The 26284-nt window shown below is 66.1% G+C and carries 31 protein-coding genes and 2 tRNA genes; 17 read left to right on the top strand and 16 right to left on the bottom strand.

Translation table 11 applies throughout. From position 1 onward, the window contains the following. Positions 1 to 102 precede the first annotated feature (102 nt). The 8 genes from HMPREF3113_RS11095 to HMPREF3113_RS11060 form a co-directional block, all read right to left on the bottom strand. Entirely contained in the window at positions 103 to 516 is a 414-nt protein-coding gene (locus tag HMPREF3113_RS11095) for a Na+/H+ antiporter subunit G (RefSeq protein ID WP_070472353.1), read from the bottom strand. Next, positions 513 to 797, bottom strand: a complete 285-nt coding sequence (locus tag HMPREF3113_RS11090; RefSeq protein WP_070472350.1) for a K+/H+ antiporter subunit F — start codon at positions 795 to 797, stop codon at positions 513 to 515. Before HMPREF3113_RS11090 ends, HMPREF3113_RS11095 begins: the two co-directional genes overlap by 4 nt. After that, positions 794 to 1300, bottom strand: a complete 507-nt coding sequence (locus tag HMPREF3113_RS11085) for a Na+/H+ antiporter subunit E (RefSeq protein WP_070472347.1) — start codon at positions 1298 to 1300, stop codon at positions 794 to 796. The genes HMPREF3113_RS11090 and HMPREF3113_RS11085 overlap by 4 nt, the downstream gene beginning before the upstream one ends. Further along, on the bottom strand, positions 1297 to 2832 hold the full coding sequence (locus HMPREF3113_RS11080) for a monovalent cation/H+ antiporter subunit D (protein WP_070472343.1): 1536 nt from the start codon (positions 2830 to 2832) through the stop codon (positions 1297 to 1299). Before HMPREF3113_RS11080 ends, HMPREF3113_RS11085 begins: the two co-directional genes overlap by 4 nt. Continuing rightward, on the bottom strand, positions 2829 to 3212 hold the full coding sequence (locus tag HMPREF3113_RS11075; RefSeq protein WP_019185295.1) for a Na+/H+ antiporter subunit C: 384 nt from the start codon (positions 3210 to 3212) through the stop codon (positions 2829 to 2831). The genes HMPREF3113_RS11080 and HMPREF3113_RS11075 overlap by 4 nt, the downstream gene beginning before the upstream one ends. Further along, positions 3212 to 6037 carry a monovalent cation/H+ antiporter subunit A gene (locus tag HMPREF3113_RS11070; protein ID WP_070426119.1) on the bottom strand — a complete coding sequence of 942 codons (2826 nt, stop codon included), beginning with the start codon at positions 6035 to 6037 and terminating at the stop codon, positions 3212 to 3214. The genes HMPREF3113_RS11075 and HMPREF3113_RS11070 overlap by 1 nt, the downstream gene beginning before the upstream one ends. A gap of 359 nt (positions 6038 to 6396) precedes the next feature. Beyond that, positions 6397 to 6876, bottom strand: coding sequence for an Mpo1 family 2-hydroxy fatty acid dioxygenase (locus HMPREF3113_RS11065; RefSeq protein WP_070472339.1), 480 nt, complete (start codon positions 6874 to 6876; stop codon positions 6397 to 6399). A gap of 186 nt (positions 6877 to 7062) precedes the next feature. Further along, entirely contained in the window at positions 7063 to 7989 is a 927-nt protein-coding gene (locus HMPREF3113_RS11060; protein ID WP_019185298.1) for a phosphoribosylaminoimidazolesuccinocarboxamide synthase, read from the bottom strand. A 143-nt stretch (positions 7990 to 8132) separates the two neighbouring features. On the opposite strand from HMPREF3113_RS11060, the gene HMPREF3113_RS11055 reads away from it, so the two are divergent. The 4 genes from HMPREF3113_RS11055 (at position 8133) to yegS (ending at position 10878) form a co-directional block, all read left to right on the top strand. After that, positions 8133 to 8459 (top strand): J domain-containing protein, encoded by a 327-nt coding sequence (locus HMPREF3113_RS11055; RefSeq protein WP_070472609.1) that lies wholly within the window; start codon positions 8133 to 8135, stop codon positions 8457 to 8459. Between the two features lie 42 nt (positions 8460 to 8501). Further along, positions 8502 to 9179: a ribulose-phosphate 3-epimerase gene (rpe, locus tag HMPREF3113_RS11050; protein ID WP_070472336.1), complete on the top strand. Its 678-nt coding sequence runs from the start codon at positions 8502 to 8504 to the stop codon at positions 9177 to 9179. 12 nt (positions 9180 to 9191) lie between these two features. Beyond that, positions 9192 to 9674 carry a GNAT family N-acetyltransferase gene (locus tag HMPREF3113_RS11045; protein ID WP_070472605.1) on the top strand — a complete coding sequence of 161 codons (483 nt, stop codon included), beginning with the start codon at positions 9192 to 9194 and terminating at the stop codon, positions 9672 to 9674. 271 nt (positions 9675 to 9945) lie between these two features. Further along, positions 9946 to 10878: a lipid kinase YegS gene (gene yegS, locus HMPREF3113_RS11040; protein ID WP_019185303.1), complete on the top strand. Its 933-nt coding sequence runs from the start codon at positions 9946 to 9948 to the stop codon at positions 10876 to 10878. Positions 10879 to 10944: 66 nt separating this feature from the next. Here the strand turns inward: yegS and HMPREF3113_RS11035 are convergent, their stop codons facing one another. From HMPREF3113_RS11035 to HMPREF3113_RS11025, 3 genes are read right to left on the bottom strand one after another with little or no spacing between them, the layout of a single operon-like run. After that, on the bottom strand, positions 10945 to 11646 hold the full coding sequence (locus HMPREF3113_RS11035; RefSeq protein WP_139146349.1) for a hypothetical protein: 702 nt from the start codon (positions 11644 to 11646) through the stop codon (positions 10945 to 10947). Between the two features lie 25 nt (positions 11647 to 11671). Continuing rightward, on the bottom strand, positions 11672 to 12013 hold the full coding sequence (locus HMPREF3113_RS11030) for a hypothetical protein (protein WP_070472330.1): 342 nt from the start codon (positions 12011 to 12013) through the stop codon (positions 11672 to 11674). Positions 12014 to 12042: 29 nt separating this feature from the next. Next, positions 12043 to 12936 (bottom strand): hypothetical protein, encoded by an 894-nt coding sequence (locus HMPREF3113_RS11025; protein WP_139146348.1) that lies wholly within the window; start codon positions 12934 to 12936, stop codon positions 12043 to 12045. A 34-nt stretch (positions 12937 to 12970) separates the two neighbouring features. Between HMPREF3113_RS11025 and HMPREF3113_RS11020 the strand changes: the two genes are divergently transcribed. The 6 genes from HMPREF3113_RS11020 to HMPREF3113_RS10995 all read left to right on the top strand — a co-directional run bounded on the left by HMPREF3113_RS11020 (position 12971) and on the right by HMPREF3113_RS10995 (position 19090). After that, positions 12971 to 14095, top strand: coding sequence for a hypothetical protein (locus HMPREF3113_RS11020; protein ID WP_139146347.1), 1125 nt, complete (start codon positions 12971 to 12973; stop codon positions 14093 to 14095). A gap of 224 nt (positions 14096 to 14319) precedes the next feature. Then, on the top strand, positions 14320 to 15795 hold the full coding sequence (gene trpE, locus HMPREF3113_RS11015; protein ID WP_070472322.1) for an anthranilate synthase component I: 1476 nt from the start codon (positions 14320 to 14322) through the stop codon (positions 15793 to 15795). A gap of 75 nt (positions 15796 to 15870) precedes the next feature. Beyond that, a complete protein-coding gene (locus HMPREF3113_RS11010) occupies positions 15871 to 16449 on the top strand; it encodes an anthranilate synthase component II (RefSeq protein WP_070472319.1) in 579 nt (192 codons plus the stop codon). 32 nt (positions 16450 to 16481) lie between these two features. Then, positions 16482 to 17519: an anthranilate phosphoribosyltransferase gene (trpD, locus tag HMPREF3113_RS11005; RefSeq protein WP_070472315.1), complete on the top strand. Its 1038-nt coding sequence runs from the start codon at positions 16482 to 16484 to the stop codon at positions 17517 to 17519. A gap of 63 nt (positions 17520 to 17582) precedes the next feature. Next, positions 17583 to 18377, top strand: coding sequence for an indole-3-glycerol phosphate synthase TrpC (trpC, locus tag HMPREF3113_RS11000; RefSeq protein WP_070472312.1), 795 nt, complete (start codon positions 17583 to 17585; stop codon positions 18375 to 18377). Beyond that, positions 18374 to 19090: a haloacid dehalogenase-like hydrolase gene (locus HMPREF3113_RS10995; protein ID WP_070472309.1), complete on the top strand. Its 717-nt coding sequence runs from the start codon at positions 18374 to 18376 to the stop codon at positions 19088 to 19090. Before trpC ends, HMPREF3113_RS10995 begins: the two co-directional genes overlap by 4 nt. Before the next feature lie 50 nt (positions 19091 to 19140). Here HMPREF3113_RS10995 and HMPREF3113_RS10990 read toward each other — a convergent pair whose 3' ends face one another. Further along, positions 19141 to 19902, bottom strand: coding sequence for a sulfite exporter TauE/SafE family protein (locus HMPREF3113_RS10990; protein WP_019185313.1), 762 nt, complete (start codon positions 19900 to 19902; stop codon positions 19141 to 19143). 123 nt (positions 19903 to 20025) lie between these two features. After that, a complete protein-coding gene (gene crp / locus HMPREF3113_RS10985) occupies positions 20026 to 20691 on the bottom strand; it encodes a cAMP-activated global transcriptional regulator CRP (protein WP_019185314.1) in 666 nt (221 codons plus the stop codon). Positions 20692 to 20861: 170 nt separating this feature from the next. On the opposite strand from crp, the gene speD reads away from it, so the two are divergent. Next, positions 20862 to 21656 (top strand): adenosylmethionine decarboxylase, encoded by a 795-nt coding sequence (speD, locus tag HMPREF3113_RS10980; RefSeq protein WP_019185315.1) that lies wholly within the window; start codon positions 20862 to 20864, stop codon positions 21654 to 21656. Positions 21657 to 21828: 172 nt separating this feature from the next. Then, on the top strand, positions 21829 to 22146 hold the full coding sequence (sugE, locus tag HMPREF3113_RS10975; protein ID WP_070472306.1) for a quaternary ammonium compound efflux SMR transporter SugE: 318 nt from the start codon (positions 21829 to 21831) through the stop codon (positions 22144 to 22146). A 146-nt stretch (positions 22147 to 22292) separates the two neighbouring features. Here the strand turns inward: sugE and coq7 are convergent, their stop codons facing one another. Beyond that, positions 22293 to 22937, bottom strand: a complete 645-nt coding sequence (coq7, locus tag HMPREF3113_RS10970; protein ID WP_070472303.1) for a 2-polyprenyl-3-methyl-6-methoxy-1,4-benzoquinone monooxygenase — start codon at positions 22935 to 22937, stop codon at positions 22293 to 22295. A gap of 181 nt (positions 22938 to 23118) precedes the next feature. Here coq7 and rplM point away from each other — a divergent pair, with 181 nt between their 5' ends. After that, the gene (rplM, locus tag HMPREF3113_RS10965; protein WP_017354548.1) at positions 23119 to 23547 is read left to right on the top strand and encodes a 50S ribosomal protein L13; all 429 of its coding nucleotides are present in this window, start codon (positions 23119 to 23121) and stop codon (positions 23545 to 23547) included. 2 nt (positions 23548 to 23549) lie between these two features. Continuing rightward, positions 23550 to 23942, top strand: coding sequence for a 30S ribosomal protein S9 (gene rpsI / locus HMPREF3113_RS10960; protein WP_019185318.1), 393 nt, complete (start codon positions 23550 to 23552; stop codon positions 23940 to 23942). A 449-nt stretch (positions 23943 to 24391) separates the two neighbouring features. On the opposite strand, the gene HMPREF3113_RS10955 is transcribed toward rpsI, so the two are convergent. After that, positions 24392 to 24466 (bottom strand) — tRNA-Gln (locus tag HMPREF3113_RS10955). 49 nt (positions 24467 to 24515) lie between these two features. Continuing rightward, positions 24516 to 24592: transfer RNA gene (locus HMPREF3113_RS10950), tRNA-Met, on the bottom strand. Between the two features lie 121 nt (positions 24593 to 24713). On the opposite strand from HMPREF3113_RS10950, the gene HMPREF3113_RS10945 reads away from it, so the two are divergent. The 3 genes from HMPREF3113_RS10945 to bfr all read left to right on the top strand — a co-directional run bounded on the left by HMPREF3113_RS10945 (position 24714) and on the right by bfr (position 26283). Next, positions 24714 to 25343 (top strand): RNA pyrophosphohydrolase, encoded by a 630-nt coding sequence (locus HMPREF3113_RS10945; RefSeq protein WP_019185319.1) that lies wholly within the window; start codon positions 24714 to 24716, stop codon positions 25341 to 25343. Positions 25344 to 25459: 116 nt separating this feature from the next. Continuing rightward, entirely contained in the window at positions 25460 to 25666 is a 207-nt protein-coding gene (locus HMPREF3113_RS10940; RefSeq protein WP_019185320.1) for a (2Fe-2S)-binding protein, read from the top strand. Between the two features lie 146 nt (positions 25667 to 25812). Then, a complete protein-coding gene (gene bfr / locus HMPREF3113_RS10935) occupies positions 25813 to 26283 on the top strand; it encodes a bacterioferritin (protein ID WP_019185321.1) in 471 nt (156 codons plus the stop codon). Position 26284: the final 1 nt, after the last annotated feature.

Here is a 26284-nt window from a genome sequence, read left to right as displayed (position 1 = left end):
GCCGGCCAGCCGCCGGCGCTACCGTTTCGCAGGCTGGTTGCAGCCGGCCAAAGGTCGGCCCTGCCGTTTTGCAGGCGTGTTGCAGCCGACCAACGGTCGGCTCTACTGGCTGTCCCGGGAAACGGGGGCCTTGGCATCGTCGGTCTCGTCTGCGCGGCGCGGCTCCGGCGGTGGCAGCTGTTCTTCCTTGGCGGTCTTGTGGCCCGGCAGGTCCGGCCGGGTTTCCATCAGCAGCGACAACGCGGCCTTGGCCATCATGTGCGCACTGATCGGTGCGGTGATGAACAGGAACACGGTGATCAGCAGTTCGCGCGGCTGCGGGTCTTCGCCGAGGAAGATGTGGTAACAGACCGAGCCGACCAGCACGCAGCCCACGCCCAGCGTGCTGGCCTTGGTCGGTGCGTGCAGGCGCTTGAAGAAGGTCGAAAGCTTCACCAGGCCGAGCGCGCCGACCAGGATGAAGAAGCAGCCGAACAGCAGCAGGATCGACAGCACGATCTGGATGAAGGTGATCATTCGACGATGTCCCGGCGCAGCACGAACTTGCTCAGCACCACCGTGCTGCCGAAGCCGAGCATGGCGATGATCAGCGCGGCTTCGAAATACACCGCCGAGTTGAGGTACATGCCGAACAGCATCAGCTCGGCGATCGCCGTCACCGACAGCGTGTCCAGGGCGAGGATGCGGTCGGGCACGGTCGGGCCGCGCAGCAGGCGCCAGGTGGCCAGCAGCATGGCCAGGCCGACCACGTGCATGCACACCACCATCGTGGTCTGGATGAACATGTATCCGGTCATGGGAAGATCTCCATCAGCGGGGCTTCGTAGCGGGATTTGATCTGCCGGATCAGCGCATCCGGATCATCCAGATGCAGCACGTGCACCAGCAGATACCTGCGGTCATCGGACAAGGCCGCCGACACCGTGCCCGGGGTCAGCGTGATCATGCTGGTCAACGCGGCGATGCCGTGGATGTTGGCGATATCCAGCGGCAGCCAGATGAAGCCGGGGTGGATGCGGCGCTCCGGCCCCAGCACCTGGATCGCGACCCGGATGTTGGAGATCAGGATGTCCCACAGGGTCACGAACAACAGCTTGGGGAGGGGCTTGAGCGAGCCGATCCGCGCGAACTCGCGGTCCAGCCGGGCGGCGAACAGCGGCACCACCACGCCCAGGATCATGCCGAGCACGAACTGGCCCAGGGTGAAGCTGTCGGACATCAGCAGCCAGAACACCACGACCATCACGCTCAGCGAGGGCGAGGGCAGCACGCGTTTGTAGAGGGAAGGCTTGCGCGTCATGGCTGGCGGATCTCCGGCGTGGTGGCGCGCAGCTCACCCACGTAGTCCTGCGGCTGCAGCAGCTGGGTGGCCATCGCATCGGCGTGCTGCATCAGTGGGCCGGCGAACACGCTCATCGCAATGCCGTAGCTGAGCAGCAGCGCCGCGGCGAACAGCTCCACGGTGCGCGTGGGCGCCTTGCGCGGTTTGGGGGCGCCTTCTTCGACCACCGGCACCCGCCAGAACAGGCGGATGCCGCCACGGGTCAGGCCGATGATCACCATCAGGCTGCTGCCCAGCACCGCGGCCCAGACCGCCCAGGTGTACTGCGCCGGCATGCCGGCCAGCAGGGCCGCCTTGGCCAGGAAGCCGGACAGCGGCGGCAGGCCGGCCACCGAGACGGCGCCGATCAGGAACAGCACCGCCGGCGTTTCCTTGCCCGGCATCGGCGCGATGATTTCCTTCCTGTCGCTGGCACCGCCGCGGCGGCGGCGGATCAGATCGGCAATGAGGAACAGCGCGGCAGCCACGAAGGTACTGTGCGGCAGGTAGTACAGGCCGGCCGAGAGCACTTCGGGTGTGCGCACAGAGAAGGCGATGAACAGCGTCGCTGCCGAGACCACCACCAGGTAGGAAATCAGCACGCGCAGGCGCGCCGCGGCCAGGACACCCAGGCCGCCCAGCACCAGCGTGGCCACCCCTGCCCAGAGCAGCCACTGGCTGCCGTAGCCGGCCATCGGGCCGGCACCGTCGCCGAACCACAGAGTGCTGACCCGCAGCACTGCATAGAGGCCGACCTTGGTCATGATCGCGAACAGGGCGGCCACGGCAGCCGGCGCACGCGCGTAGGCTTCGGGCAGCCACAGGTACAGCGGCATCAGCGCGGCCTTGCTGCAGAACACCAGCAGCAACAGCCCCATGGTCGCCTTGACCAGGGTCAGGTGCGAGGCCGGCACTTCGGCGATGCGCTGGGACAGCTCGGCCATGTTGAGCGAGCCCAGCGAGGCGTACAGCAGGCCGAGTGCGATCAGGAACAGGGTCGAGGCGGTCACGTTGAACACCACGTAGTGCAGGCCGATGCGCATGCGCAGGCCGCGCCCGCCGCTGAGCAGCAGGCCGTAGGAGGCGATCAGCATCACCTCGAAGAACACGAACAGATTGAAGATGTCGCCGGTCAGGAACGCGCCGTTCAGGCCGACCAGCTGGAACTGGAACAGCGCATGGAAGTGCGGCGCGCGCCGGTCCCAGCCCGAGCAGGCGTGCAGCAGGCAGGGGATGGCCAGCAGCAGGGTGGTCACCAGCATCCATGCCGAGAGGCGGTCGGCCACCAGCGCGATGCCGAGCCGCGAGGGCCAGTCGCCCAGCAGGTACACCGCGATACTGCCATCGGCGGTCTGCGCGAACAGCAGGGCCACCGCGGCGGCCAGCGCGGCCAGCGTGGTCCACGCCACCGTGCGCTGCACCTTCGGCCCGTAACGGCGGTGCTCGACGAACAGCGAGCAGGCCGCGCCGAACAGGGGAATCAGGATGGGCAGGATCACCGCATGGTTCATGCGCCGCCCTCCCGGCCCGGCGCGGTATCGGCAGGCAGCTCTTCTTCTTCGTGCGCGTCCACGTGGTCGCTGTGGTTGTCGCTGCGACTGCGCATGGCCAGCACGATGCTGACCGCGGTCATCGCAAACGCGATCACGATGGCGGTGAGCACCAGCGCCTGCGGCAGCGGATCGGTGTAGTTGCCCAGGTCGCTGTCGATGCCCTCACGCAGCACCGGCGCCTTGCCCTGCACCAGGCGTCCACCGGCGAAGATCAGCAGGTTGGTCGCATACGACAGGAAGGTCATGCCGAGGATCACATCGAAGCTGCGCGCGCGCAGCAACAGGTAGATGCCGATCGCGCTCAGTACGCCGATGGCGCTTGCCAGGGCCAGTTCCATCAGTGCATCTCCCCGGTTTTTGCCGAACGGCGGGTGGGATCGATCTCGCCTTTGCGGGCGTTGCGGGTGCGCGAGGGCTTGATCGTGCCCATCATCGAGAGCATCAGCATCACCCCGCCGAACACCACCAGGTACACGCCGGTATCAAAGCCGATCGCACTGGCCAGCGGCACCTCGCCGATCAACGGAATGTGCAGGTCCAGGTGGCCGCTGGTCAGGAACGGCACGCCGAACAGCATCGAGGCGCAGCCGCTGAGGATGGCGATCAGCAGACCGGCACCGATGCAGCGGATGTAATCGAAGCCGAAGCGCGATTCCACCGAAGTGGTGCCTTGGATGACGTACTGGATCAGCAGCGGCACGGCCAGCACCAGCCCGGCGATGAAGCCGCCGCCGGGCGCGTTGTGGCCGCGCAGGAACAGGAAGATCGAGACGGTCAGGGTCAGCGGGAACATGATCTGGGCAAGATCGGCCGGTACCGGCAGCTTGATCGGCGGGCCGGGCATGATCTGCTCCGGTGCCATCCGCGAGCGGCGCAGCATGGCGTGCACCACCAGCGCGGCGATGCCGAACACGGTGATCTCACCGAAGGTATCAAAGCCACGGAAGTCGACCAGGATCACGTTGACCACGTTCTGCCCATAGGCCTCCGGCAGCGCACGTGCCAGCAGCTCGCCGGCCATGGTGTTGGGCGGCAGGGTCATGGCGGTGTAGGCCATCGCGGCCAGGCCACCACCGGCGACGATCGCGATCACCGCATCGCGCCGCTTGCGCCAGACCGACTTCTCCGGCGGCGACTGGATCGGCAGGTAGTTCATGCCCAGCAGCATCAGCACCAGGGTGACCATCTCCACCAGCAGCTGGGTCAGGGCCAGATCCGGCGCGGACAGGAACACGAAGGTCAGCGAGACCATCAGGCCGACGCCACCGACCACCAGCACCGCCAGCAAACGCTGCCGGTAGACGAACAGCGCGCCCAGCGCGCAGGCCATCATCACCAGCCACAGAGCCCAGCCCAGCAGCGGGATCGGCTGCGGCGAGGGCCAGTTGGGCGAGGCGGGATGGGCCACGAACGGGGCGGCGGCGACGATCACCGCCACCACCACCAGCGCCATCAGCATGCGCTGCAGGCTGCCGTTGGCCAGGCCCTGGGTGAGCCGGTGGGCGAAGCCGAACACCAGGTCCAGCTGCTTGTGGAAAATGTTGCGGCCGATGCTGCGGCTGACCACCGCGTGCAGGTCGATCAGGCGGCGCAGGCCGAAGTACAGCGCGATGCCGCCGACCACACCGGCTGCGCTCATCGCCAGCGGCATGTTGAACCCGTGCCAGACCGAGAGGCTGTAGGCCGGCATCGCCGGGCCGAGGATGGACGACGCCGCGGCGTGCAGTACCGGGGCGATGGTGATCGCCGGCGCAACGCCGACGGCTACGCAGACCACCACCAGGATCTCCACCGGCACCTTCATGAAGCGCGGCGGCTCATGCGGGACGCGGTCCAGATCATGCGGGCCTTTGCCGAAGAAGGTGTCGTGCACGAAGCGCAGGCTGTAAGCCACACCGAACACGCCGGCCAGCAGCGCGGCAATCGTCATGGCGATGCGCATCGCCTCCGGCCCGGCGGTCAGGGCTTCGGCGAACAGCATTTCCTTGGACAGGAAGCCGTTGAGCAGCGGGATGCCCGCCATGGCCAGCGAAGCGATGATCGCCAGCGCGCTGGTGATGGGCATCAGCTTTCGCAGTCCCCCCAGCTTGCGCATGTCGCGGGTACCGGTTTCATGGTCGATGATGCCGGCGGCCATGAACAGCGAGGCTTTGAAGGTGGCGTGGTTGAGGATGTGGAACACACCGGCCACCACCGCCATCGGCGCGGACAGGCCGAACAGCATCGTGATCAGGCCCAGGTGGGAGATCGTCGAATAGGCGAGCAGGCCTTTGAGGTCATGCTGGAAGATCGCGTTCCAGGCACCGATCAACAGGGTGATCGCACCGATGCCGCTGACCGTATAGAAGAACAGGTCGGTGCCGGCCAGCGCCGGGTGCAGTCGGGCCAGCAGGAAGACGCCGGCTTTGACCATCGTGGCCGAGTGCAGGTAGGCCGAGACAGGCGTCGGCGCGGCCATCGCGTGCGGCAGCCAGAAGTGGAACGGGAACTGGGCGCTCTTGGTGAAGATGCCGGCCAGGACCAGGAACAGCGCATAGGGATACAGCGAACTGGCGCGGATCAGATCGCCGGCGGCGAGCACGGCATCCAGTTCGAAGCTGCCGACGATGCGGCCGATCAACAGGACGCCGCCAAGCAGGGCCAGGCCGCCGCCGCCGGTGACCACCAGGGCCATCCGGGCGCCCTCGCGGGCGTCCTGCCGGTGCGACCAGAAGCCGATCAGCAGGAACGAGCTGATGCTGGTCATTTCCCAGAACACCATCAGCAGCAACAGGTTGCCCGACAGCACCATGCCCAGCATGGCGCCCATGAACAGCAGCAGGTAGCAGTAGAAGCGGTGGGCGCTGTCGCGGGCACTGAGGTAGTAGTGGGCGTACATCACCACCAGTGCGCCGATCGCCAGCACCATCCCGGCGAACATCCAGGCCAGGCCATCCAGGCGCAGCGAGAAGGCCAGGCCGATCTGCGGTATCCACTCCCCGTAACTGCGGACGATGCCGCCGTCCATGATCGCCGGGGTCATCGTCGCCAACAGCGCCAGGCCCCCCAGCGGAGCGGCCGCGGCTACCCAGGCGGCCGTGGAGCGGGAGGTGCGGCGGAATGAAGCGACAGCCACTGCCATCAGGAAGGGCAGGGCGAGCAGCAGGAGCAGACTAGGATTCATGCAGGGAATGCGGGATTCACGAGCAGGCCGTTCAGTCTAACAGGCAGGCAATTGCTGCCGATACACCCGAATACGCCCTCAATTGCATGTAACGTGCACTGATTCATTTTTTCCGGGCAGCGCCCGGCCCCATTCGGGTCCGTCGGCGGCCGTATGGAAGCCCGCTGGTGACTTTGCCGATTGTGGCCTCCCGACGCCTGTGGAAACGGATCCGGAACCAGGCGTCGCAGGGGCTGCGGGGCCGAAACGGTGTGCACGAAGATGAACGGTGGCCGTCGCTCGAAAGGCCACTGGGGACGATGCTGGAGGGTGCGGCGTGGAGTGCCGGTGAGTGTCCGCGCTCGTTCAGGAAAAGCGGGTCAGTAGCGCCAGTCCATCCGGCGATAGAGCTTGGCCAATACCCACAGGGGGCCGATCAACAGGTAGACCAGATCGGTCAGGAAGCTCGGCTTGCGGCCTTCGTGCCTGTGGCCGATGAACTGCGCCACCCACGCCACGGCAAAAACCCCCAGCGCCAGCCAGAACAGGTTCACCAGGCCGATCTCGGCTTCCAGCAACCGGCAGACGCAGCCGCTGACGAAGAAGAACGCCAGCATGCCGTAGCCCAGCGTGCGCGAAAGACGGTTGTAGAAGCACCAGGCGGCGAACATCGCCAGGCCGGCCCAGATCCCGTTCTGGAACCAGGTGATCAGCGGCGGCAGGCACCACAGCAGGGCGATGACCGACCACGCGATCGCCGGGACGGCCAGGACGTGGATGCGCTGGTTCAGCACATTGCGGTGGTCGTCGGAATAGCTGGCGAAGTAGCGTTCGATCGGGCGTGCGACGGTGGTGGCCATGGTCCCTCCCAGGATCTGCAGAGCATACCGCCCCGGGCGGGTGGAGCCGACCGTTGGTCGGCTTGCTCTCGCCCAGACGATACCCCTCGTGCTGCACGCGATAGGCCACCAACGTCCGCGGCAGTCGACCAACGGTCGACTCTACGGCCGGGACCCCCGGCCATCACGGCCGGGGGCGCAGGCGAATCAGTCGACCGAGATCCCGGCCAGGCGCTGCAGCGCCTCGGCGTACTTGGCGCGGGTACGTTCGATGATCTCGGCCGGGATGCTCGGGCCGGGCGCGGTCTTGCCCCAGTCCAGCGTCTCCAGGTAATCGCGGACGAACTGCTTGTCGTAGCTTGGCGGGCTGGTGCCCACCTCATACTCGTCGGCCGGCCAGTAGCGCGAGGAATCCGGGGTCAGCATCTCGTCCATGATGTACAGACGGCCATCGGCATCGGTACCGAACTCGAACTTGGTGTCGGCCAGGATGATGCCGCGCTCGCGCGCATAGTCGGCGGCGAAGGCGTAGATGCGCAGGGTCGCATCGCGTACGCGCTCGGCCAGGTCCGCCCCGACCGCCTTCACCATCGCATCGAAATCGATGTTCTCGTCATGGTCGCCGACGGCGGCCTTGGTCGAGGGGGTGAAGATCGGTTCGGGCAGCTGCTCGGCCTGGCGCAGGCCGTCAGGCAGCTCGATGCCGCTGATCTTGCCGGTGCGCTGGTAGTCCTTCCAGCCACTGCCGATCAGGTAACCGCGGGCGATCGCCTCCACCGGGACCGGCTTGAGCTTGCGGGTGACCACCGCGCGCTTGGCGTACAGGGCCGGATCCACGCCCTCGGGCAGCACGCTGGCGACATCGATGCCGGTCAGGTGGTTGGGCATCAGGTGCGCGGTCTTGGCGAACCAGAAGTTCGAGACCTGGCAGAGCATTTCGCCCTTGCCGGGGATCGGGTCGGGCAGCACCACGTCGAAGGCTGACAGACGGTCGGTCGCGACCATCAGCAGGTAGTCCCCCGGCGGTGTGCCGGCGGGGAGCCGGTCGCGCGGAATGTCGAAAACATCACGCACCTTGCCGCGATGGCGCAAGGGCAGGCCGGGGAGATCGGATTGCAACAACGTGGTCGGCACGGGCACTCCTGAGGCTTCGTCATGACAGCTGTCCAGGGGACCCGGAGGGCCCGCACAGACAGCGGGCGGCCTAGTGTAAAGCGGGTTGGGCCCGCTGTGACGTAAAATGAGGATCCTTTGTCGCCTTGGCTGCCCAGACCACCATGCGCTGGTACGGAAAACTGCTCGGATTCATCGCCGGCGCCCTGTTGTTCAGGCCCAATCCGCTCGGTGCCGTGGTCGGGCTGTTGCTGGGGCATGCCTTCGATGCCGACTGGTTCCGGCTGAACAGGGAAAATCCCTACCGTGAGCTGGGGCTGACCTCCGAGGCGACCGATGCCGAGATCGACCTGGCCTACCGCCGGCTGATGTCCCAGTACCACCCGGACAAGGTGGTCGGCGCCGCCCCGGAGCTGCGCCAGCAGGCCGAGCGCAAGTCGCGCCAGCTCAATGCCGCCTATGACCGCATCAAGACCCTGCGCAAGCGCTGATTCCGCGCGGCGCCCCCTTTCAACATCCTGAAGGTCCCGGCCATGTCCAACTGCATCATTGCTCCCTCCATCCTGTCCGCCGATTTCGCCCGCCTGGGCGAGGAAGTGGACAACGTGCTCGCGGCCGGCGCCGACTGGGTGCATTTCGATGTGATGGACAACCACTATGTGCCGAACCTGACGATCGGCCCGCTGGTCTGCCAGGCGCTGCGCAAGCATGGCGTGACCGCACCGATCGACGTGCACCTGATGGTGGAGCCGGTGGACCGCATCATTCCGGATTTCGCCGAGGCCGGCGCGACCTACATCAGCTTCCATCCGGAGGCGAGCCGCCACGTGCACCGCACCATCCAGCTGATCCGTTCGCTGGGCTGCAAGCCGGGCGTGGTGCTCAATCCGGCCACGCCGGTGGACATCCTGGACTGGGTGCTCGATGACCTGGACCTGGTGCTGGTGATGTCGGTCAACCCGGGCTTCGGCGGCCAGGCCTTCATTCCCTCGGCGCTGGACAAGGTGCGCGCGATCCGCAAGCAGATCGATGCCAGCGGCAAGGACATCCGCCTGGAGATCGACGGTGGCGTGAAGGCCGACAACATCGGTGCCATCGCGGCGGCCGGTGCGGATGCGTTCGTGGCCGGCTCGGCGATCTTCAATGCGAAGACCAGCTACCAGGACATCATCGCGCAGATGCGCGGCAATGTCGCCGCGGCGCGGGGCTGAGCCATGGGATCGGTGGCTGCCGTGACCATCCGCGTGGCCACCGCCGAGGATGCGGGGCGGATCCTGCGCTTCATCCGCGAGCTGGCGATCTACGAAAGGGCCGAGTCGTCGGTGCAGACCGACGAAGCGGGCATCCGCGCGAGCCTGTTCGGGCCGGAAGCGAAAGCGCACGCGCTGATCTGCGAGGCCGACGGCGTGGCCATCGGCTATGCGGTGTATTTCTACAATTACTCGACCTGGCTGGGCCGCAACGGGATCTACCTGGAAGACCTGTACGTGAGCCCGGAACGGCGCGGCAGCGGGGCCGGCAAGGCATTGCTGCAGCACATCGCACGGATCGCGGTGGCCGAAGGCTGCGGCCGGTTCGAGTGGTCGGTGCTGGACTGGAATGAACCGGCGATCCAGTTCTACCAGGCCGCCGGTGCGAAGCCGCAAAGCGAGTGGACGGTGTACCGGATGGAAGGCGAGGCATTGCGGACCGTCGCCGAAGGCTGAGCACCCGGTAGAGCCGACCGTTGGTCGGCTGCCGCAGCCAACCCCCCCCGGTAGAGCCGACCGTTGGTCGGCTGCCCTCCCGGCGGCAAAAAAAAAGACCGCACCCTTGCAGATGCGGCCCCGGGAACAGCGGGAGGCTGATCCTGCCTCCATCCATCTTCCTTGCTATGGCCTTCCATTCTCCGGGCCATCGGTGACGCTTTGATGACGTTCACCGACGGCCACCCCGCGCGCTGCTAGCCTTCGCTTCCCCACTCCCTGGAAGTACCGCATGAGCCGTCCCCATTGGCGTTTGATCCTCAACGGCAAGGCCACCGGCAATGAGGATGTGCGCGAGGCGGTGGCAGCACTGCGCGAGCGCGGGGTGCAGCTGGAGGTGCGGGTGACCTGGGAGTCGGGCGATGCCGAGCGCTACGTGGCCGAGGCGATCGCACACGGGGTCGACACGATCATCGCGGCCGGCGGAGACGGCACGCTCAGCGAGGTGGCCGAGACGCTGGCCCATCGCGAGGAGCCGGCCGATGCACTGCCGTCGCTGGGCCTCTTGCCGCTGGGCACGGCCAATGACTTCGCCACGGCGGCCGAAATTCCCGACGAACCGCTGGCGGCGCTGGAGCTGATCAGGCACGCGCCGGCGCGGCCGGTCGATCTGCTGCGCATCGATGCCGACGGCAAGGTGTGGTGGTGCGCGAACGTAGCCAGTGGCGGTTTCGGCACCGAGGTGACGGTGGAGACCGATGAGGGCCTGAAGAAGGTGCTCGGCGGGCTGGCCTATCTGGTGACCGGGGTCTCGCGGCTGGGCCGGATCGATCCCATCCAGGCGCGGGTCCGGGCGCCGGGCTTCGAATGGGCCGGTGGCTTCATCGCTCTGGGCGTTGGCAACGGCCGCCAGGCCGGTGGCGGCCAGGTGCTGTGCCCGGAGGCCCTGATCGACGATGGTGTGCTCGATATCACCGTGATTCCCGAGCTGAGCGGGGAGGTGGCGTCCACCTTCGCTGCGCTGGTCAAGGGCGGCAAGCGCGGTGCGCTGGAACAGGTGGCCGAACGTGTCCAGGCGCCGTGGGTGGAGATCGAGGCCGAGGCGCCGCTGACCCTCAATCTGGATGGCGAGCCGGTCCAGGCCCGCCATTTCCGCATCGACTGCGTGCCGGGGCGGGTGAACCTGCATGTGGCGCTGGACAGCCCGCTGCTGTCCAGGGCCTGAGTCCCGGCGCGGCTGCGGGGCCGTCCTGCATACGGCTGGCGCGTGGTGGCGCCTGCCGTGCCCGGCTCACTTGAACAGGCGGTCCAGCAACCTGCCGGCCGCGTTTTCAACCGTCTGATCCGCGCGCCCGCCGATACCCGTGGCGACGCCGCCCGACGTGACTGAGCGATCCTTGAAGGAAACGGGGAATGTCTGTAGCCGTCGCAGTCGTCCCTGGCCCAGGTTTTCGTACTGGCCGAAGCTGGCACTGATATCGAAGCGGCTGCCCGGGGTCTGCCCCGCGTTCATGGCGCGCTGCACGAGGAAGGTGACCGTGCTGGATCGGCCTGGCAGCAGGGTGAAGGTCGGGTCGACCCGGTTCGTGGTGGCGATCGGGATGCCCTTGATCGTGTCTTTGTCCTGCCCGCCGAAGAAACGGTAGGTATAGCCGTGGCTGTCGGTCGCGTTGAAGGTGTCGTACTCATAATTCAACACCATCGGCTGCGACGACACATTGCGCAGTGTCATCGTCACCGTGATCTCTACCGAGCCGCGCGTGCGCTGTCCTGCCCGGATCGAATCCAGTCGCGCTTCGATATCGCCAAATCGCTCCAGTGCGCCGGTGTTGTCGGGGGCCGGCACGCCGCAGCGTTGGTTCAACGCGTCCAGCTGGGCACGCAGCTGTGCGTTCTCACGCCGGAGCGCGTCGGCGGATTGTGCGTGGGCAGGCACGGCCTGGCCAGCCAGCAATGCGGCCGCCGCAGCGGCCGACAGCAGCGACTGCTTCAAGGTGATTCCGTTCATGTGCAGATCCTCAATGCATGGACATGGCTGCGCCAAACAGGCCGAGCACGGTGAGATTGACCAGCACCCAGACGATGCCCGCAGCGAACAGGCTGGCCAGGGTGATCAACAACTGCTTGATGCCATCGGGGTTCCCCTTGCTTTGCGCATAGGCGAAACACAGGATCGTGCTGAGCAGGAACAGCACCACACCGACGATGCCGACGATCGGCACCAGCGCGCAGCCCCAGCCGATCCATCGCAGCGTCCTGGCCGTGCGCATCAGGCCGTCGGTTGCGCGCCGCCCGGCTTCCTCGCGCACGAGGCGCTGCTGCAGCGCGTCCTGGACGTCGCTTTCATTGAGTTGATTCATGGATGATTCCCCTGTGGATTCCGAAACGATCAGCTGCCCAACGCACGCCGTGCGCAGTCCTCCGGTGAAACGCACGGATCCTCTTCCGCTGGCTGCGCTGCCACCGCCGGATCGGGCGAGTAGGACGCCAGGACGCGTCCGCTGCGGTCCAGAAGCTGGACATGCGTGACATAGGCATTGATGCGACGCTGGTTCAGATCGGCAGACTGGACGAAGAAGTAGGTCCGCAGCCGGGGTTTGCTGTTCCATCGGCTGCGAAGCCCTTCGAGCTCGCGGGCAACCGTTTCGTCAGCGACCGGGGCGAGCTGGACCTGCGCGGGATTGGCCCAGGTGTAGCTGTACTCCGGAATGTCCATGAAGTAGCGGTACTTGCCGCCGTTGAATTCGCCGACCGGGAAGCCCTTCCGCTCGAAGTCATAGGCCTGCAGGTCGGCATCATCCAGTTCGCTCCAGTAATAGGGCGAGCGGCCAGCGTCTGCGATGCTCTGTTCGAGCTGCGGGCGAAGCGCCCCCATCAGGTCCTTGCGGCGGAAGGTATCGGCGGTGCCGCGGTATTCCTGCGAGGCAAGGCTGGCCATCGTGTCGAAATCCGTCGGAAGCTTGGACATGGCGGCATAAAGAAACATGACCTGCTGGCCGCTATCCAACTTGCGGTACTCGGCCAGCGGCTTGGCCAGGTCGGCTTGAGGAAGGGTGGTGGGCGCCGGTTTATCGGCGTTTGCCTCACCCTCGGCCGCAGCGGCGTTGCTGTCCTTATCGGTACTCGGGGAAGCTGCATCGCCTTTGCCGCCGCATCCGACGAGCAGCAGGGACAGGGTGAGCGCAGTAGAAACTGATCGCAGCGCAGAGAGGGCCATGGCGTCCTTGACGTGGTGATGGGATGGCGGCAAATCTGCGTCCAGATGCGCAGCGACGCAGGTCATGGACATGACTTGACGAACAACACAGGAGATGGTTGTGAAAGCGGAGCTTATGGAAGAGCTGTACGCGGGGGTCACCGACCCGGAGCGGATGCAGTCATTCGTTGAACGTCTCGGTCGCGCGGTCGGTTGCCACTCCGGCAGCGTGACCCTGCGCGACGTGCACGGGGGGCGACACAGGGCGCTGGTCGCGGCCGGCGCGATGGCCGACCCGCGTACGGTGGAGCGCTTCAACGAAGACACGCTCTACTCGGTGGACAACCTCTGGTTCAACCGGGCCGCGCCGACGATGCGTGCTGGCAGCGTCATCGTCAGCGATCGGGTGGCCACGCTCGATGAGATGCGTGGAACGCGGTACTACCTGGACTTCCTGCGCCAGATCGACACGCTGCGTTCGGTGGCATTGTGTGCCTCGCGCAAGCCGGACCAGGTCACCATGCTGACCTTCGTGGGAACCGAGCGGCGCGGCGATTTCGATGCCCGCGAGGTGGCACTGTGCGAAGCGTTGGCCCCTCACTTCGTCAATGCCTTCGAGCTGCGCCAGGCACTGCAGGACGCGTGGCGGCAGGCAGGAACGCTGGCCCTGCTGCTTCTCGATGAGAACCTGCGGCCAGTATCGGTCAATGCCGGGGGCGAGGAGATGCTGCTGGCGCGCGTCCTGCGTGTGCGCCGAAAGGCGGCATTGGAGCCGGTGCATCCCGCCTCGCGGGCGGGTTGGAATGCCCTGGTCCGGCGCCTGGCGCTGCGGGGCGGTCCGGCGCAGGACCCCGGAGAGGATATCGTCGCTCTGCACGATGCAGATGGACTCCTGGCAGGATTCGCATCGCTTCGGCCCTATGGAAAGTACATTCCCGGTACGGGCACCGCCCGTTTCGTCATGACGGTCAACACGCTGGTGCGCCGCTCCTCGGCGGGGCTGTCCGCCACCCTGCGCGAGCTTTTCGGCCTGACCCCGGGCGAAGCGACGCTGGCCGTAGCGCTGCATCACCAGGGCGAGCTGTCGGCCGCCGCAGCGACCTGCGGCATCGGTGTCGGGAGTGCGCGGACCCGCCTGCAGAGCATTTTCGAGAAGACCCGCCTGCATCGGCAGGTGGACCTGGTCAGGATGCTGGACACCCTGAATGGCATGCTGGCCAGTGAGCGCCCGCTGCCGCTGTACTGACGCCCGGGCAGTCGCTCCATGCCGGAGTGGGCCGCCACGTCGGCCTCGGAGCGGCTGCACGCAGGCCCGGGCGGGGTTCCCCCCCGCGCCGGGCTGAGGTACAGTCGCCGGGTGTCCATTCTGACGACCCCGCATACCCATTTCTTCCGCTCGCCGTTGGTGGCGATGGTGGCCTGTTGCCGTCGTCCGTCCCGCCACCGCCGTTTCCCGGAAGGAAAGTCGTCTTGATCACGCTCGAGCAGTTCCAGCAGCAGGCCGCTGAAGGCCACACCCGCATCCCCGTCGTCCGTGAAGTGCTGTCCGACCTGGACACGCCGCTCTCGGTCTATCTGAAGCTCGCCGACGGCCCGCATACCTATCTGTTTGAATCGGTCGAGGGCGGCGAACGCTTCGGGCGCTATTCCATCATCGGCCTGCCGGCGCGCCGGGTGTATGCCTTCCACGGCCATACCCTGACCATCAGCGAATCCGGCACCGTGGTGGAAACCCGCGAGGTCGCCGACCCGTTCACCGAGGTCGAGGCCCTGCGCAGCGCCCACTCGGTGCCGAAGCTGGCCGGTCTGCCCGGCTTCACCGGCGGCCTGGTCGGCTGGTTCGGCTTCGAGTGCATCGGCTACATCGAACCGCGCCTGGCGCCGCCGCGTGGCCGCGACGAGCTGGGCACGCCGGACATCCTGCTGCTGCACTCCGAAGAACTGGCGGTGTTCGACAACCTCAAGGGCCGCCTGTACCTGATCGTGCATGCCGACCCGGGTCAGCCCGGTGCATGGGAGGAGGCCCAGGCGCGGCTGGATGCGCTGGTCGCCAAACTGCGTGCGCCCGGTGCCGGCTACCCCGCGCCGATCACCCGCGACGTGCTGGACGAGAACGATTTCGTCTCCGGCTTCACCCGCGAAGGCTTCATCGCTGCGGTCGACAAATCCAAGGAATACATCCGCGCCGGCGACATCTTCCAGGTGGTGCTGAGCCAGCGCCTGAGCGTGCCGTTCAAGGCGCGCCCGGTGGATGTGTACCGCGCGCTGCGTGCGCTCAATCCCTCGCCGTACATGTATTTCCTCGATACCGGCGACGTGCAGGTGGTCGGCTCCTCGCCGGAAATCCTGGTGCGGCTGCAGGACGGGGAAGTCACCGTGCGTCCGATCGCCGGCACCCGCCCGCGCGGCGCGACGGTGGAGGAAGACAACGCACTCGAAGTGGACCTGCTGGCCGATCCCAAGGAACGTGCCGAGCATCTGATGCTGATCGATCTCGGCCGCAATGATGCCGGCCGCGTGTCCAAGGCGGGCACGGTGGAAGTGGGCGAGCAGTTCGTGATCGAGCGCTACAGCCACGTCATGCACATCGTCAGCGAGGTCACCGGGCAGCTGCAGCCGGGCCTGAGCTATGCCGACGTGATGCGTGCGACGTTCCCAGCCGGCACCGTCAGCGGCGCGCCGAAGATCCGCGCGCTGGAAGTGATCCGCGAGCTGGAGCCGATCAAGCGCAACGTCTACGCCGGCAGCATCGGCTACATCGGCTGGCATGGCGATGCCGATACCGCGATCGCGATCCGCACCGCGGTGATCAAGGACGGTCGCCTACACGTGCAGGCGGGCGCCGGCATCGTTTACGACTCCGACCCCGGCAAGGAATGGGACGAGACGATGAACAAGGGCCGCGCGTTGTTCCGTGCCGTGGCGCAGGCAGCCAAGGGCCTGTAACGCACTGCTGCCGAACGGCCTGACACGTGCACGGTTGCGTGCACGCCACTTCCCCATTCAAGACGGACCCTGACCATGTTGTTGATGCTCGACAACTACGACAGCTTCACCTACAACCTCGTGCAGTACCTGCAGACGCTGGGCGCCGAGGTCAAGGTGGTGCGCAACGACGCGTTGAGCGTCGATGAAATCGCCGCGCTCGCGCCCGAGCGCATCGTGATCTCGCCCGGCCCGTGCACGCCCAACGAAGCGGGTGTGTCGCTGGAGCTGATCCGCCGGCTCGGCCCGACCACGCCGATCCTGGGCGTGTGCCTGGGCCACCAGAGCATCGGCCAGGTGTATGGCGGTGACGTCATCCGCGCCACCAACATCATGCACGGCAAGACCTCGCCGATCCGGCATGAAGGCAAGGGCGTGTTCGCCGGCCTGCCGGACCGCTACCAGGCCACGCGCTACCACTCGCTGGTGGTCGACAAGACCACGCTGCCGGCCTGCCTGGAAATGACCGCCTGGACCGAGAACGAGGACGGCTCGATCGAAGAGATCATGGGCCTGCGCCATCGCGAACATCCGGTCGAGGGCGTGCAGTTCCACCCCGAGTCGATCCTCACCGAGCATGGCCACGCCCTGCTGAAGAATTTCCTGCAGCGCTGAGCGCGCCGCACCTGCACCACAAAGGACCCCGCATGACCTTCTCCCCCCAGGAAGCCCTGCAGCGCACCATCGAGCACCGCGAGATCTTCTTCGACGAAATGGTCGACCTGATGCGGCAGATCATGCGCGGTGACGTGTCGCCGGTGATGACCGCCGCGATCCTGACCGGCCTGCGGGTCAAGAAGGAAACCATCGGCGAAATCGCCGGTGCCGCCACCGTGATGCGCGAGCTCGCCCTCGCGGTACCGGTGGAGGACAAGACGCATCTGGTGGATATCGTCGGCACCGGTGGGGATGGTTCGCACACCTTCAACATTTCCACCTGCGCGATGTTCGTGGTGTCTGCGGCCGGGGCCAAGGTGGCCAAGCATGGCAACCGCAGTGTTTCCTCCAAGTCCGGCAGTGCCGATGCAGTCGAGGCACTGGGCGCGATCATCGATCTGCAGCCGGAGGAGGTCGCGCGCGCGATCACCGAGACCGGCATCGGCTTCATGTTCGCGCCGATGCACCACCCGGCGATGAAGGTCGTCGCGCCGGTGCGCCGCGAAATGGGCGTGCGTACGATCTTCAACATCCTCGGCCCGCTGACCAATCCGGTCGGTGCGACCAATGTGCTGATGGGCGTGTTCCACCCGGATCTGGTCGGCATCCAGGCACGCGTGCTGCGCGAACTCGGTGCCGAGCGCGCGCTGGTGGTGTGGGGTCGCGACAACATGGATGAGATCTCGCTCGGCGCCGGCACGCTGGTCGGCGAGCTGCGCGACGGCAAGGTGCGCGAGTACGAGATCCATCCGGAAGACTTCGGTATCGCGATGTCGGCCAGCCGCAACCTCAAGGTCGAGAGTCCGGAGGAATCCATCGCCATGCTGCGCGGCGTGCTCGACAACCAGCCCGGCCCGGCGCTGGACATCGTCGCCCTCAACGCCGGCGCCGCCCTGTATGTGGCCGGTGTCGCCGACAGCATCGCCGATGGCCTGGCCCGCGCGCGCGCGGTGCTGGCCGATGGCAGTGCGCGCTCGCGGATGGAGCAGTACGTGGCCGCCACCCGCCGCATCCGCGGGGCCGTCTGAGCCCGCGTTTTCAGAATTCAGCGGGGCTGGCCGATAATGGCCGGCCTCCAGGACCCCAATGACATGAGCGACATCCTCGATACCATCCTGGCCCGCAAGGCCGAAGAAGTCGCCGCACGCCGTGCCCAGGTGCCGCTGGAGGCGCTGATCTCGCGCGTGGAGCAGGCCCCGCCGGTGCGGGGGTTCGCCGATGCGCTGCGCGCCTCGATCACCGCCGGCAACCCGGCCGTGATCGCCGAGATCAAGAAGGCCAGTCCGTCCAAGGGCGTGATCCGCCCTGACTTCCATCCGGCCGATATCGCGGTGAGCTACGAGTTCGGTGGTGCCAGCTGCCTGTCGGTGCTGACCGACGTGGACTTCTTCCAAGGCAGCGATGCCTATCTGCAGCAGGCCCGGGAGGCCTGCACGCTGCCGGTGCTGCGCAAGGACTTCGTGATCGATGCCTACCAGGTGTATGAAGCGCGCGTGCTCGGCGCGGACTGCATCCTGCTGATCGTGGCTGCTTTGGACGACCGCCAGCTGGCCGAGCTTTCCGACCTGGCCATGCAGCTGGGCATGGACGTGCTGGTGGAAGTGCACGACATCGACGAGCTGGAGCGTGCCATCCAGGTGCCGGTGCCGCTGATCGGCATCAACAACCGTAACCTGCGCACCTTCGAGGTCTCGCTGCAGACCACGCTGGACATGCGCCAGGCCGTACCGCGCGACCGCCTGCTGGTCACCGAAAGCGGCATCCTCGGCCCGGCCGATGTCTCGGTGATGCGTGAGGCCGGGGTCAATGCGTTCCTGGTCGGCGAGGCCTTCATGCGCGTGGAAGAGCCCGGCGAGGGCCTGCGTCAGCTATTCTTCAGCGCATGACAGCGATCTACCCAACGCCGCGCGACGACGCCCCGCTGGTGGTCTTCGATTTCGATCACACCCTGTATGACGGCGATTCCGGCAGCCATCTGTTCGCCTGGCTGATCAAGCGCAACCCGCTGCGGCTGCTGGCCGCCCTCATCGCCACGCCGCTGCTCGGCCCGCTGGTGGCGTTCCTGCCGACCCGGCGCCGCGGCATCTCCGGCTATGTCTGGATCGCCACGTTCGGCCTGCACCGGGCGCGCGAGTTCAACAAGGTGATCGACCGCTACGTGCTCAAGCACGAGGCCGACATCCGCCGCCGCCTGCTGCCGGTCGCGCTGGAGGTGTTTGCCCGCCACCGGGCCGCCGGAGACCGCGTGGTGGTCGCCACCGGTGCGCCGCCGGAACTGGCCCGCGCGATCCTGGCCTTCGTCGCCCACCAGGGCGTGCCGGTGATCGGCAGCGAGGTCGGCCCGTTCCTGGGCGCGGTCATCGCCACCCGGCACTGCCACAACGAAGAAAAGATGCGGATGCTGCGCGAGCGCGGGTATGGCGAGATCGACGTCGCCTACTCCGACAGCAGCGCCGACCTGCCGCTGCTGCTGGCCGCGGCCGCGCCGGTCGTGGTCAATCCCAAGGCCTCGCGGGTGGCGTACTTCCGCCAGGTGCTGCCCCCGGATACCCCGGTGCTCAACTGGGGCTGCGTGGACCGGGCCGGCGACCCGGTCTGATCCGGCGCTGAAAACGCCCGGGAAGGGCTGAAAAGCGTGTCGCGTCCGGCTCAGCCTGCGCGCCACTGCACGATTGCGTGGCTGATCTGGAACAGGCTGATGCCCAGGACCAGCACGCCGACGGCGATCAACACCCAGCGTTCCTTGACGTTCTTGACCAGAATCGCGGCGATCGGCGCGGCCATCATGCCGCCGATCAGCAGGCCGGCGACGATGTTCAGGTACTGCACGCCCATGGTCAGCAGGAAGGTGATCGACACCGCGAGGGTCACCACGAACTCGGCGGCATTGACCGTGCCGATAGTGGTGCGGGCCTTTCCGCCGCGGGCGAGCAGGGTGGAGGTGGCCACCGGGCCCCAGCCACCGCCGCCGCTGGCATCCAGCAGGCCGGCCACGAAGCCCAGCAGCGGGACACGCTTCACTTCCTGCGCCGGCAGCATCCGGCCGGCCGCGCGCAGCAGGATGAAGATGGCCAGCACCAGCAGATACATGTAGATGAAGGGGCGAATCACGTCACCGGGCAGCTGGGTCAGCACGTAGGCCCCCACCACACCACCGACCGCGCCGGGAAGGGCCAGGCGCAGGAACAGCCGGCGATCCACGTTGCCGGCGACCAGGTGCGACACCCCGGAGGCGCCGGTGGTGAAGACTTCAGCGGTGTGCACGCTGGCGCTCACGGCTGCCGGCGGCACGCCCATGCTCAGCATCACCGAGGAGGACACCAGCCCGAAGGCCATGCCCAATGCGCCATCGACAAGCTGTGCGCCCAGGCCGATCAGGATGAACCAATAGAATTCGCTGCCAAGTTCCATGCGAACAGCCTAGCGGCAAATGGGCAGGTAGTGCCGGCCGCCGGCCGGCAACCTCGTCCAGGTCGACGGGCAGGGGGGGATCTGCGTGGTTGCCGGCCAGCGGCCGGCACTACGCGGGCAGGATCAACGGGTGCCGTACAGAACGACGGTCTTGCCGCGGGCATGCAGCAGCCCGTCGGTCTGCAGCTTCTTCAACACGCGGCCGGCCATCTCACGCGAGCAGCCGACCAGGCGCGCCAGCTCCTGGCGCGAGACGCGCAGCTGGGTGCCCTGCGGGTGGCTCATGGCCTCCGGCTCGCGGGACAGGTCGTGCAGGGTCCGCACGATGCGGTCGGTCACGTCCAGGAAGGCCAGGCGGCTGGCTTTCCTGCTGGTGTCGAGCAGGCGCTTGGAGAGCTGCTGGCCGATCGAGTAGAGCAGCCGCGGGGCATCGGCGGAGAGCGGGCCGAGGAACAGCTGATGCAGGCGTTCGTAGCTGATCTCGGCCAGTTCGCACGGGGTGCGGGTGCGCAGGATCACCTCGCGGCGGTCCGATTCCACGAACAGCCCCATCTCGCCGACGAACTCTCCCGAGCCGAAGTAGCCCAGCACCAGCTCACGATCGTCATCTTCCTCAGCCATTATTGAGACGGAGCCGCTGATGACGTAGTACAGGGTGCCTGCCGGATCCCCCGGACGGAACACGTCGGTACGGGCGGGATAACGGCGGCGGTGGCTGTGGGCCAGGAAGCGATCGATTGTTGCGATATCCAGGGCCAATGGACTTGTGGCAAGGCGCACAGTTGACACGTTGAGGCGCTCCGATTGCTCATGAAGAATTCACGGCTATGTGCCGGGAGCTTAACGATCCGAATTGTTAAGGGCAAACCGAGCACAGCTACTCGTTTCAATGCAAGTTTCGCCCCCGATCACTTTGCCCCATAATTACTTCTTTCCCACCACACACAGGATCGACCGCCGTGGTCAAGCCGTTGCCTCGCCTGAGGTTGCAGGGTTTCAACAACCTCACCAAGGCGCTGAGCTTCAACATCTATGACGTCTGTTACGCCCGCACCGAAGAGGAGCGTCAGCGTTACATCGAATATATTGATGAAGAGTACAACGCCGATAGGCTGACTCAGATCCTGACCGACGTTGCCGAGATCATCGGCGCGAACATCCTGAACGTGGCCCGCCAGGACTACGACCCCCAGGGTGCCTCGGTGACGATCCTGATCTCGGAAGAGCCGGTGATCGACAAGAAGCAGGCCGGCAAGGAGCTGATCTCCGACGCCGTGGTCGCCCACATGGACAAGAGCCACATCACTGTCCATACCTACCCGGAAACCCACCCGCAGGAGGGCATCGCCACGTTCCGCGCGGACATCGATGTGGCCACCTGTGGCGTGATTTCCCCGCTGAAAGCGCTGAACTACCTGATCGAGAGTCTGGAATCGGACATCGTGATCATGGACTACCGCGTGCGTGGCTTCACCCGTGACGTGAAGGGCAAGAAGCACTACATCGATCACAAGATCAACTCGATCCAGAACTTCCTGGCCAAGAACATCAAGTCGCGCTACGAGATGTTCGACGTCAATGTCTATCAGGAAAACATCTTCCACACGAAGATGCACCTGAAGGACTTCGACCTGGACCAGTACCTGTTCGAAGAGAAGGCCAAGAACCTGTCGTTCAAGGAACGCATGAAGATCGAGGCGCTGCTGCGTCGTGAGATCGAAGAGCTGTTCCACGGGCGCAACCTGGCCGAGTAAGGCACACCCTGCGATGTCGTCCGGGCCTGGCCCCGGCCGGCGTCGTCCAGGCGGGACGGCCCGCCCTGTGGAACCGGTGTTTGCGCAAAATCGGGTTCCACGGCAGCTACCGACGACGGTCCGGTGTGAAAACACCGGGCCGTTTTGTTTTTGTTAACCCAAGGAATCCCCCATGCCCTGGATCTATCTTCTTGTGGCCGGTCTGTTCGAGATCGGCTTCGCCATCGGAATGAAGTACTCCGAAGGCTTCAGCAAGCCCCTTCCCACGCTGGCCACCGTCGCCGCCGCCCTGGTCAGCCTGTACCTGATGAGCCAGGCCATGAAATCCATTCCGGTCGGCACCGCCTATGCGATCTGGACCGGGATCGGCGCACTGGGCGTGGCGATGCTGGGCATCTTCCTGTTCGGCGACAGCGCTTCGCCGTCGCGGCTGGCCTGCATCGCGTTGATCGTGGCCGGGGTGATCGGGCTGAAGCTGGTCTCGGGGTAACGCCCTCGCATTCGCGCTGGCGCTCCCACGGTTCGCTGTGCGAACCGTGGGCCCCCGGCTCACTGAACACCCATACCCCCGCCGCTTCGCGGCGCCCCCCTGACTCAGGGGGGCTTTTCACCCGATGCACGCGGCGCGGTGGAGGCTTAAAGGCGGTACGCGATGGTCTTCATGACCTTGGAGGCCAGCGCCATCACCGATGGGATCGGGGCGGGCAGCCTGCGCGCGCCGGCATGCTCGGCGTGGTCGGCATGGCGGGCCTCGTCGATCTTCATCACCTTGATCACCTTGCGGCTGCGCAGGTCGGCCGGCGGCAGGGTGTCCAGGTGTTCGTCCAGATGGGCTTCCACCTGGCGCTCGGTTTCGACCACGAAGCCCAGGTTCCAGCCGTCCCCGCGCAGGCCGGCCAGGGTGCCGATGGTGTAGCTGCCGGCATACCAGATCGGGTTGAACAGGCTGGGACGGCTGTCCAGTTCGCGCAGGCGCTGGGCGCACCAGGCCAGATGGTCGGTCTCTTCCTGGGCCGCATCGAGCAGGTGGGCGCGGGTTTCCGGCTCGCGGGCGACCGCGGCCTGGCCGAAGTACAGGCCCTGGGCGCAGACCTCGCCGACGTGGTTGATGCGCATCAGGCCGGCGGCGTGGCGGCGCTCGGGTGCGGCCATCTGCACGTCCGGGGTGCCCTCGGCGGGGTAGGGGCGGCTGGCCGGCGGATTGCCGAACACCGTATCCAGGGCCCGCTGGGCTTCGGTCAGCAGGTGGTCGAGCGGGGTGATCTGGCGGAGCGCGGTCATGGCAGGCGGTGTCGCGGCGGGGGACCGTCGATTCTCGCCCCATGGGGCCGGTGTGCCAAGCCGGGATCGGGGTCAACTTGCATTTGGTGGGGATGGCCAGTACAATCCCGCCTCTTCACAACGCGTGGCAGAGTTCCGGCCGTACTGCGCCGTAATGAGCCCGACCTACTTGAGTTCTTTCATGAGCACTTTCACTGCAAAGTCCGAGACCGTCCAGCGCGACTGGTATCTCGTCGACGCTTCCGGCAAGACGCTGGGCCGTCTGTCCACCGAGCTGGCCCGCCGTCTGCGCGGCAAGCACAAGCCGGTCTACACCCCCCACGTTGATACCGGTGATTACCTGGTTGTCATCAATGCAGAAAAGATTGCCGTCACCGGCAACAAGCTGCAGGACAAGCTGTACCACCGCTTCACTGGCTACATCGGCAACCTGAAGACCGAAACTCTGGCCCAGGCGCTTGAGCGCCACCCGGAGCGCGTCATCGAGACCGCCGTCAAGGGCATGCTGCCGAAGGGCCCGCTGGGCCGCGCCATGTACCGCAAGCTCAAGGTGTACTCGGGTTCCGAGCACCCGCACGCCGCTCAGCAGCCCCAGGTTCTGGATATCTAATCATGGCTATCACGCAAAACTACGGCACCGGCCGCCGCAAGTCCTCCACCGCCCGCGTGTTCCTGCGCAAGGGCGCCGGCAACATCACCGTCAATGGCCGTCCGCTGGACGAGTTCTTTGGCCGTGAGACTGCACGCATGATCGTGCGTCAGCCGCTGGAACTGACCAAGAACACCGAAACCTTCGACATCATGGTCACCGCTGCTGGCGGTGGTACCACCGGTCAGGCCGGTGCGATCCGTCTGGGCATCGCCCGCGCGCTGATCGAGTACGACGAAACCCTGAAGTCCGAGCTGCGCAAGGCTGGCTTCATGACCCGTGACGCCCGTGAAGTCGAGCGTAAGAAGGTCGGCCTGCACAAGGCACGTCGCGCCACCCAGTTCTCCAAGCGCTGATCCATCGCGCCTGGCGTGGGATCCTTCGGGATCCCCCTGGGAGGTACGCAAAAGCCCGGCTTCGGCCGGGCTTTTGTCGTTTTCGGGGGTGGGTTTCGTCCCTGCAGATCGCTTGGTCGTCAGGTGGATGCAGCGAGGGATGGCGACGCTTCCGGCGGCACTGCTGCGCTCGCCGCTGTTTCATAGGGGCGGCGGTGGCGGTAGTGCCGACCGCTGGTCGGCTGCTTTCGCGGCCCGGCATGGGCAGGGTGTCGGCCGTCCACCCTCTTTCTGGTGAAACAGCCCCCTTGGAGTGCAAGGGGGCGCGCCGCCAGGCGCGGGGATGTGGAGGCAAAGAAGGCTGGCCCCAACCTTGCTCCGCAAGGTTGGGGCACTGGGCGCCATGCGCCCAGTCAGCCGCCCAAACAAAATAAAAGGCCTGATCTTTCGATCAGGCCTTTTGTTTTGTTTGGCTGCCCCGGATGGATTCGAACCACCGAATGCCTGAGTCAGAGTCAGGTGCCTTACCGCTTGGCGACGGGGCAAAATGTGCGTGCAATTATTGCACTTTCTCCCTGAAAAACCAAGCGAACTTGGTGGCTATGGGTGGACTCGAACCACCGACCCCAGCATTATGAGTGCTGTGCTCTAACCGGCTGAGCTACATAGCCTCAGGGAGCCGGTAATTCTGGAGATGTATTTGGAATCTGTCAACACTTTTTCACCGCGCTTGTGAGTGGGCAGCGGGCGTGGCACAGTCCCGATCAGTAGATTTTTCTAGGAGTCCGCATCGTGATCGATCCGGACGGCTATCGACCGAACGTCGGTATTGTGCTGATGCGGCAGGATGGGCAGGTTTTCTGGGCACGACGCGTGCGCCGGGATGGCTGGCAGTTCCCGCAGGGCGGCATGAACACCGACGAGACGCCTGTCGAAGCCATGTATCGCGAGTTGCAGGAAGAGACCGGGCTGTTGCCGGAGCACGTTGAAGTGCTCGGGGCGACGCCGGGTTGGCTTCGCTATCGGCTGCCGGCACGGGCCATCCGCCGCAATGAACGGCAGGTCTGCATCGGCCAGAAGCAGGTGTGGTTCCTGCTGCGGCTGGCCGGGGACGAATCCCACGTCACCCTGGACCATACCGACAGCCCCGAATTCGACCAGTGGCGTTGGGTCGACTTCTGGTACCCGGTGGAGCACGTGGTGATGTTCAAGCGGGGCGTCTACGCACGCGCCCTGCGCCATCTGGCGCCGCTGGCCCGGGGAGTGGCCGGGACGGGGGTGGAATCGATGCCGAAATCCGCCCAGGAAGCCTGGATGCCCGGCAATGCGGCCGGCCACGACCGGCCACGCAAGCGCACCACGCCCAAGCGGGGCGGCGGCTACTGGCCGCGCAAGACCAAGGGCGAGCCGGGCGCGGTCTGAGTGATCCCGGCGGCCGTGAACCGTATCGAGAATGATTCAGGTTCGAAATTGACAACCATTCTCGTTTCGATTGGAATAGCAGCAGGCCGATCCGGGCCTGCCTGCCGAGTCCGCACGTGTACGTCTGCATCTGCAACGGGGTTACCGACCATCAGATCCGTGAAGCCGCCCAGAGCGGTGTCGCGAGCGTGTCCGAGTTGACGATGCGCACCGGCTGCGGCGCCACCTGCGGGTCCTGCCTGGACATGGCGGCGGACCTGCTGGCCAAGTTCAGCGCCACCCACGATCTGCCCCTGCCGGTATTGGGCCTCCAGGCCGCCTGACCGGGCGGTGCGCCCGCGAGCCGCCGGCCGCCCAGGGTGGGCTTGCCAGCCTTCTGCCGGGTCGCAACTGAGCACGATTCGCGTTCCTTCATGCTCCCGCGCGACGCGCTACAGTGCCCGCGATTCCACGCAGCAGGAGCACGCTCATGAAGGGCGACGCGAAAGTCATCGAATTCCTCAACAAGGTCCTCTACAACGAGCTGACCGCCATCAACCAGTACTTCCTGCACGCCAAGATGCTGAAGAACTGGGGCCTGAAGGAGCTCGCCGATCACGAGTACAAGGAATCGATCGAAGAGATGAAGCATGCGGACATCCTGTCCGACCGCATCCTCTTCCTCGAAGGCCTGCCGAACTTCCAGGCACTGGGCAAGCTGCGCATCGGCGAGAACCCGGCCGAGATCCTGCAGTGCGACCTCAGCCTGGAACGCGATGGCGTGGTGACCCTGCGCGAAGCGGTGGCCTATGCCGATTCGATCGGTGACTACGTCAGCCGCCAGCTGTTCGTGAAGATCCTCGAGTCCGAGGAAGAGCATATCGACTGGCTGGAAACCCAGCTGGATCTGATCGAGCGCATCGGCGAACCGAACTACCTGCTGACCAAGATCGAAGACTGAG

This window comes from Stenotrophomonas sp. HMSC10F06, from assembly GCF_001807865.1.
Taxonomy (GTDB): Bacteria; Pseudomonadota; Gammaproteobacteria; order Xanthomonadales; family Xanthomonadaceae; genus Stenotrophomonas; species Stenotrophomonas bentonitica_A.
Note: the sequence above shows the minus strand (reverse complement) of the source record. Positions and strands in the feature narration are given on the sequence as shown.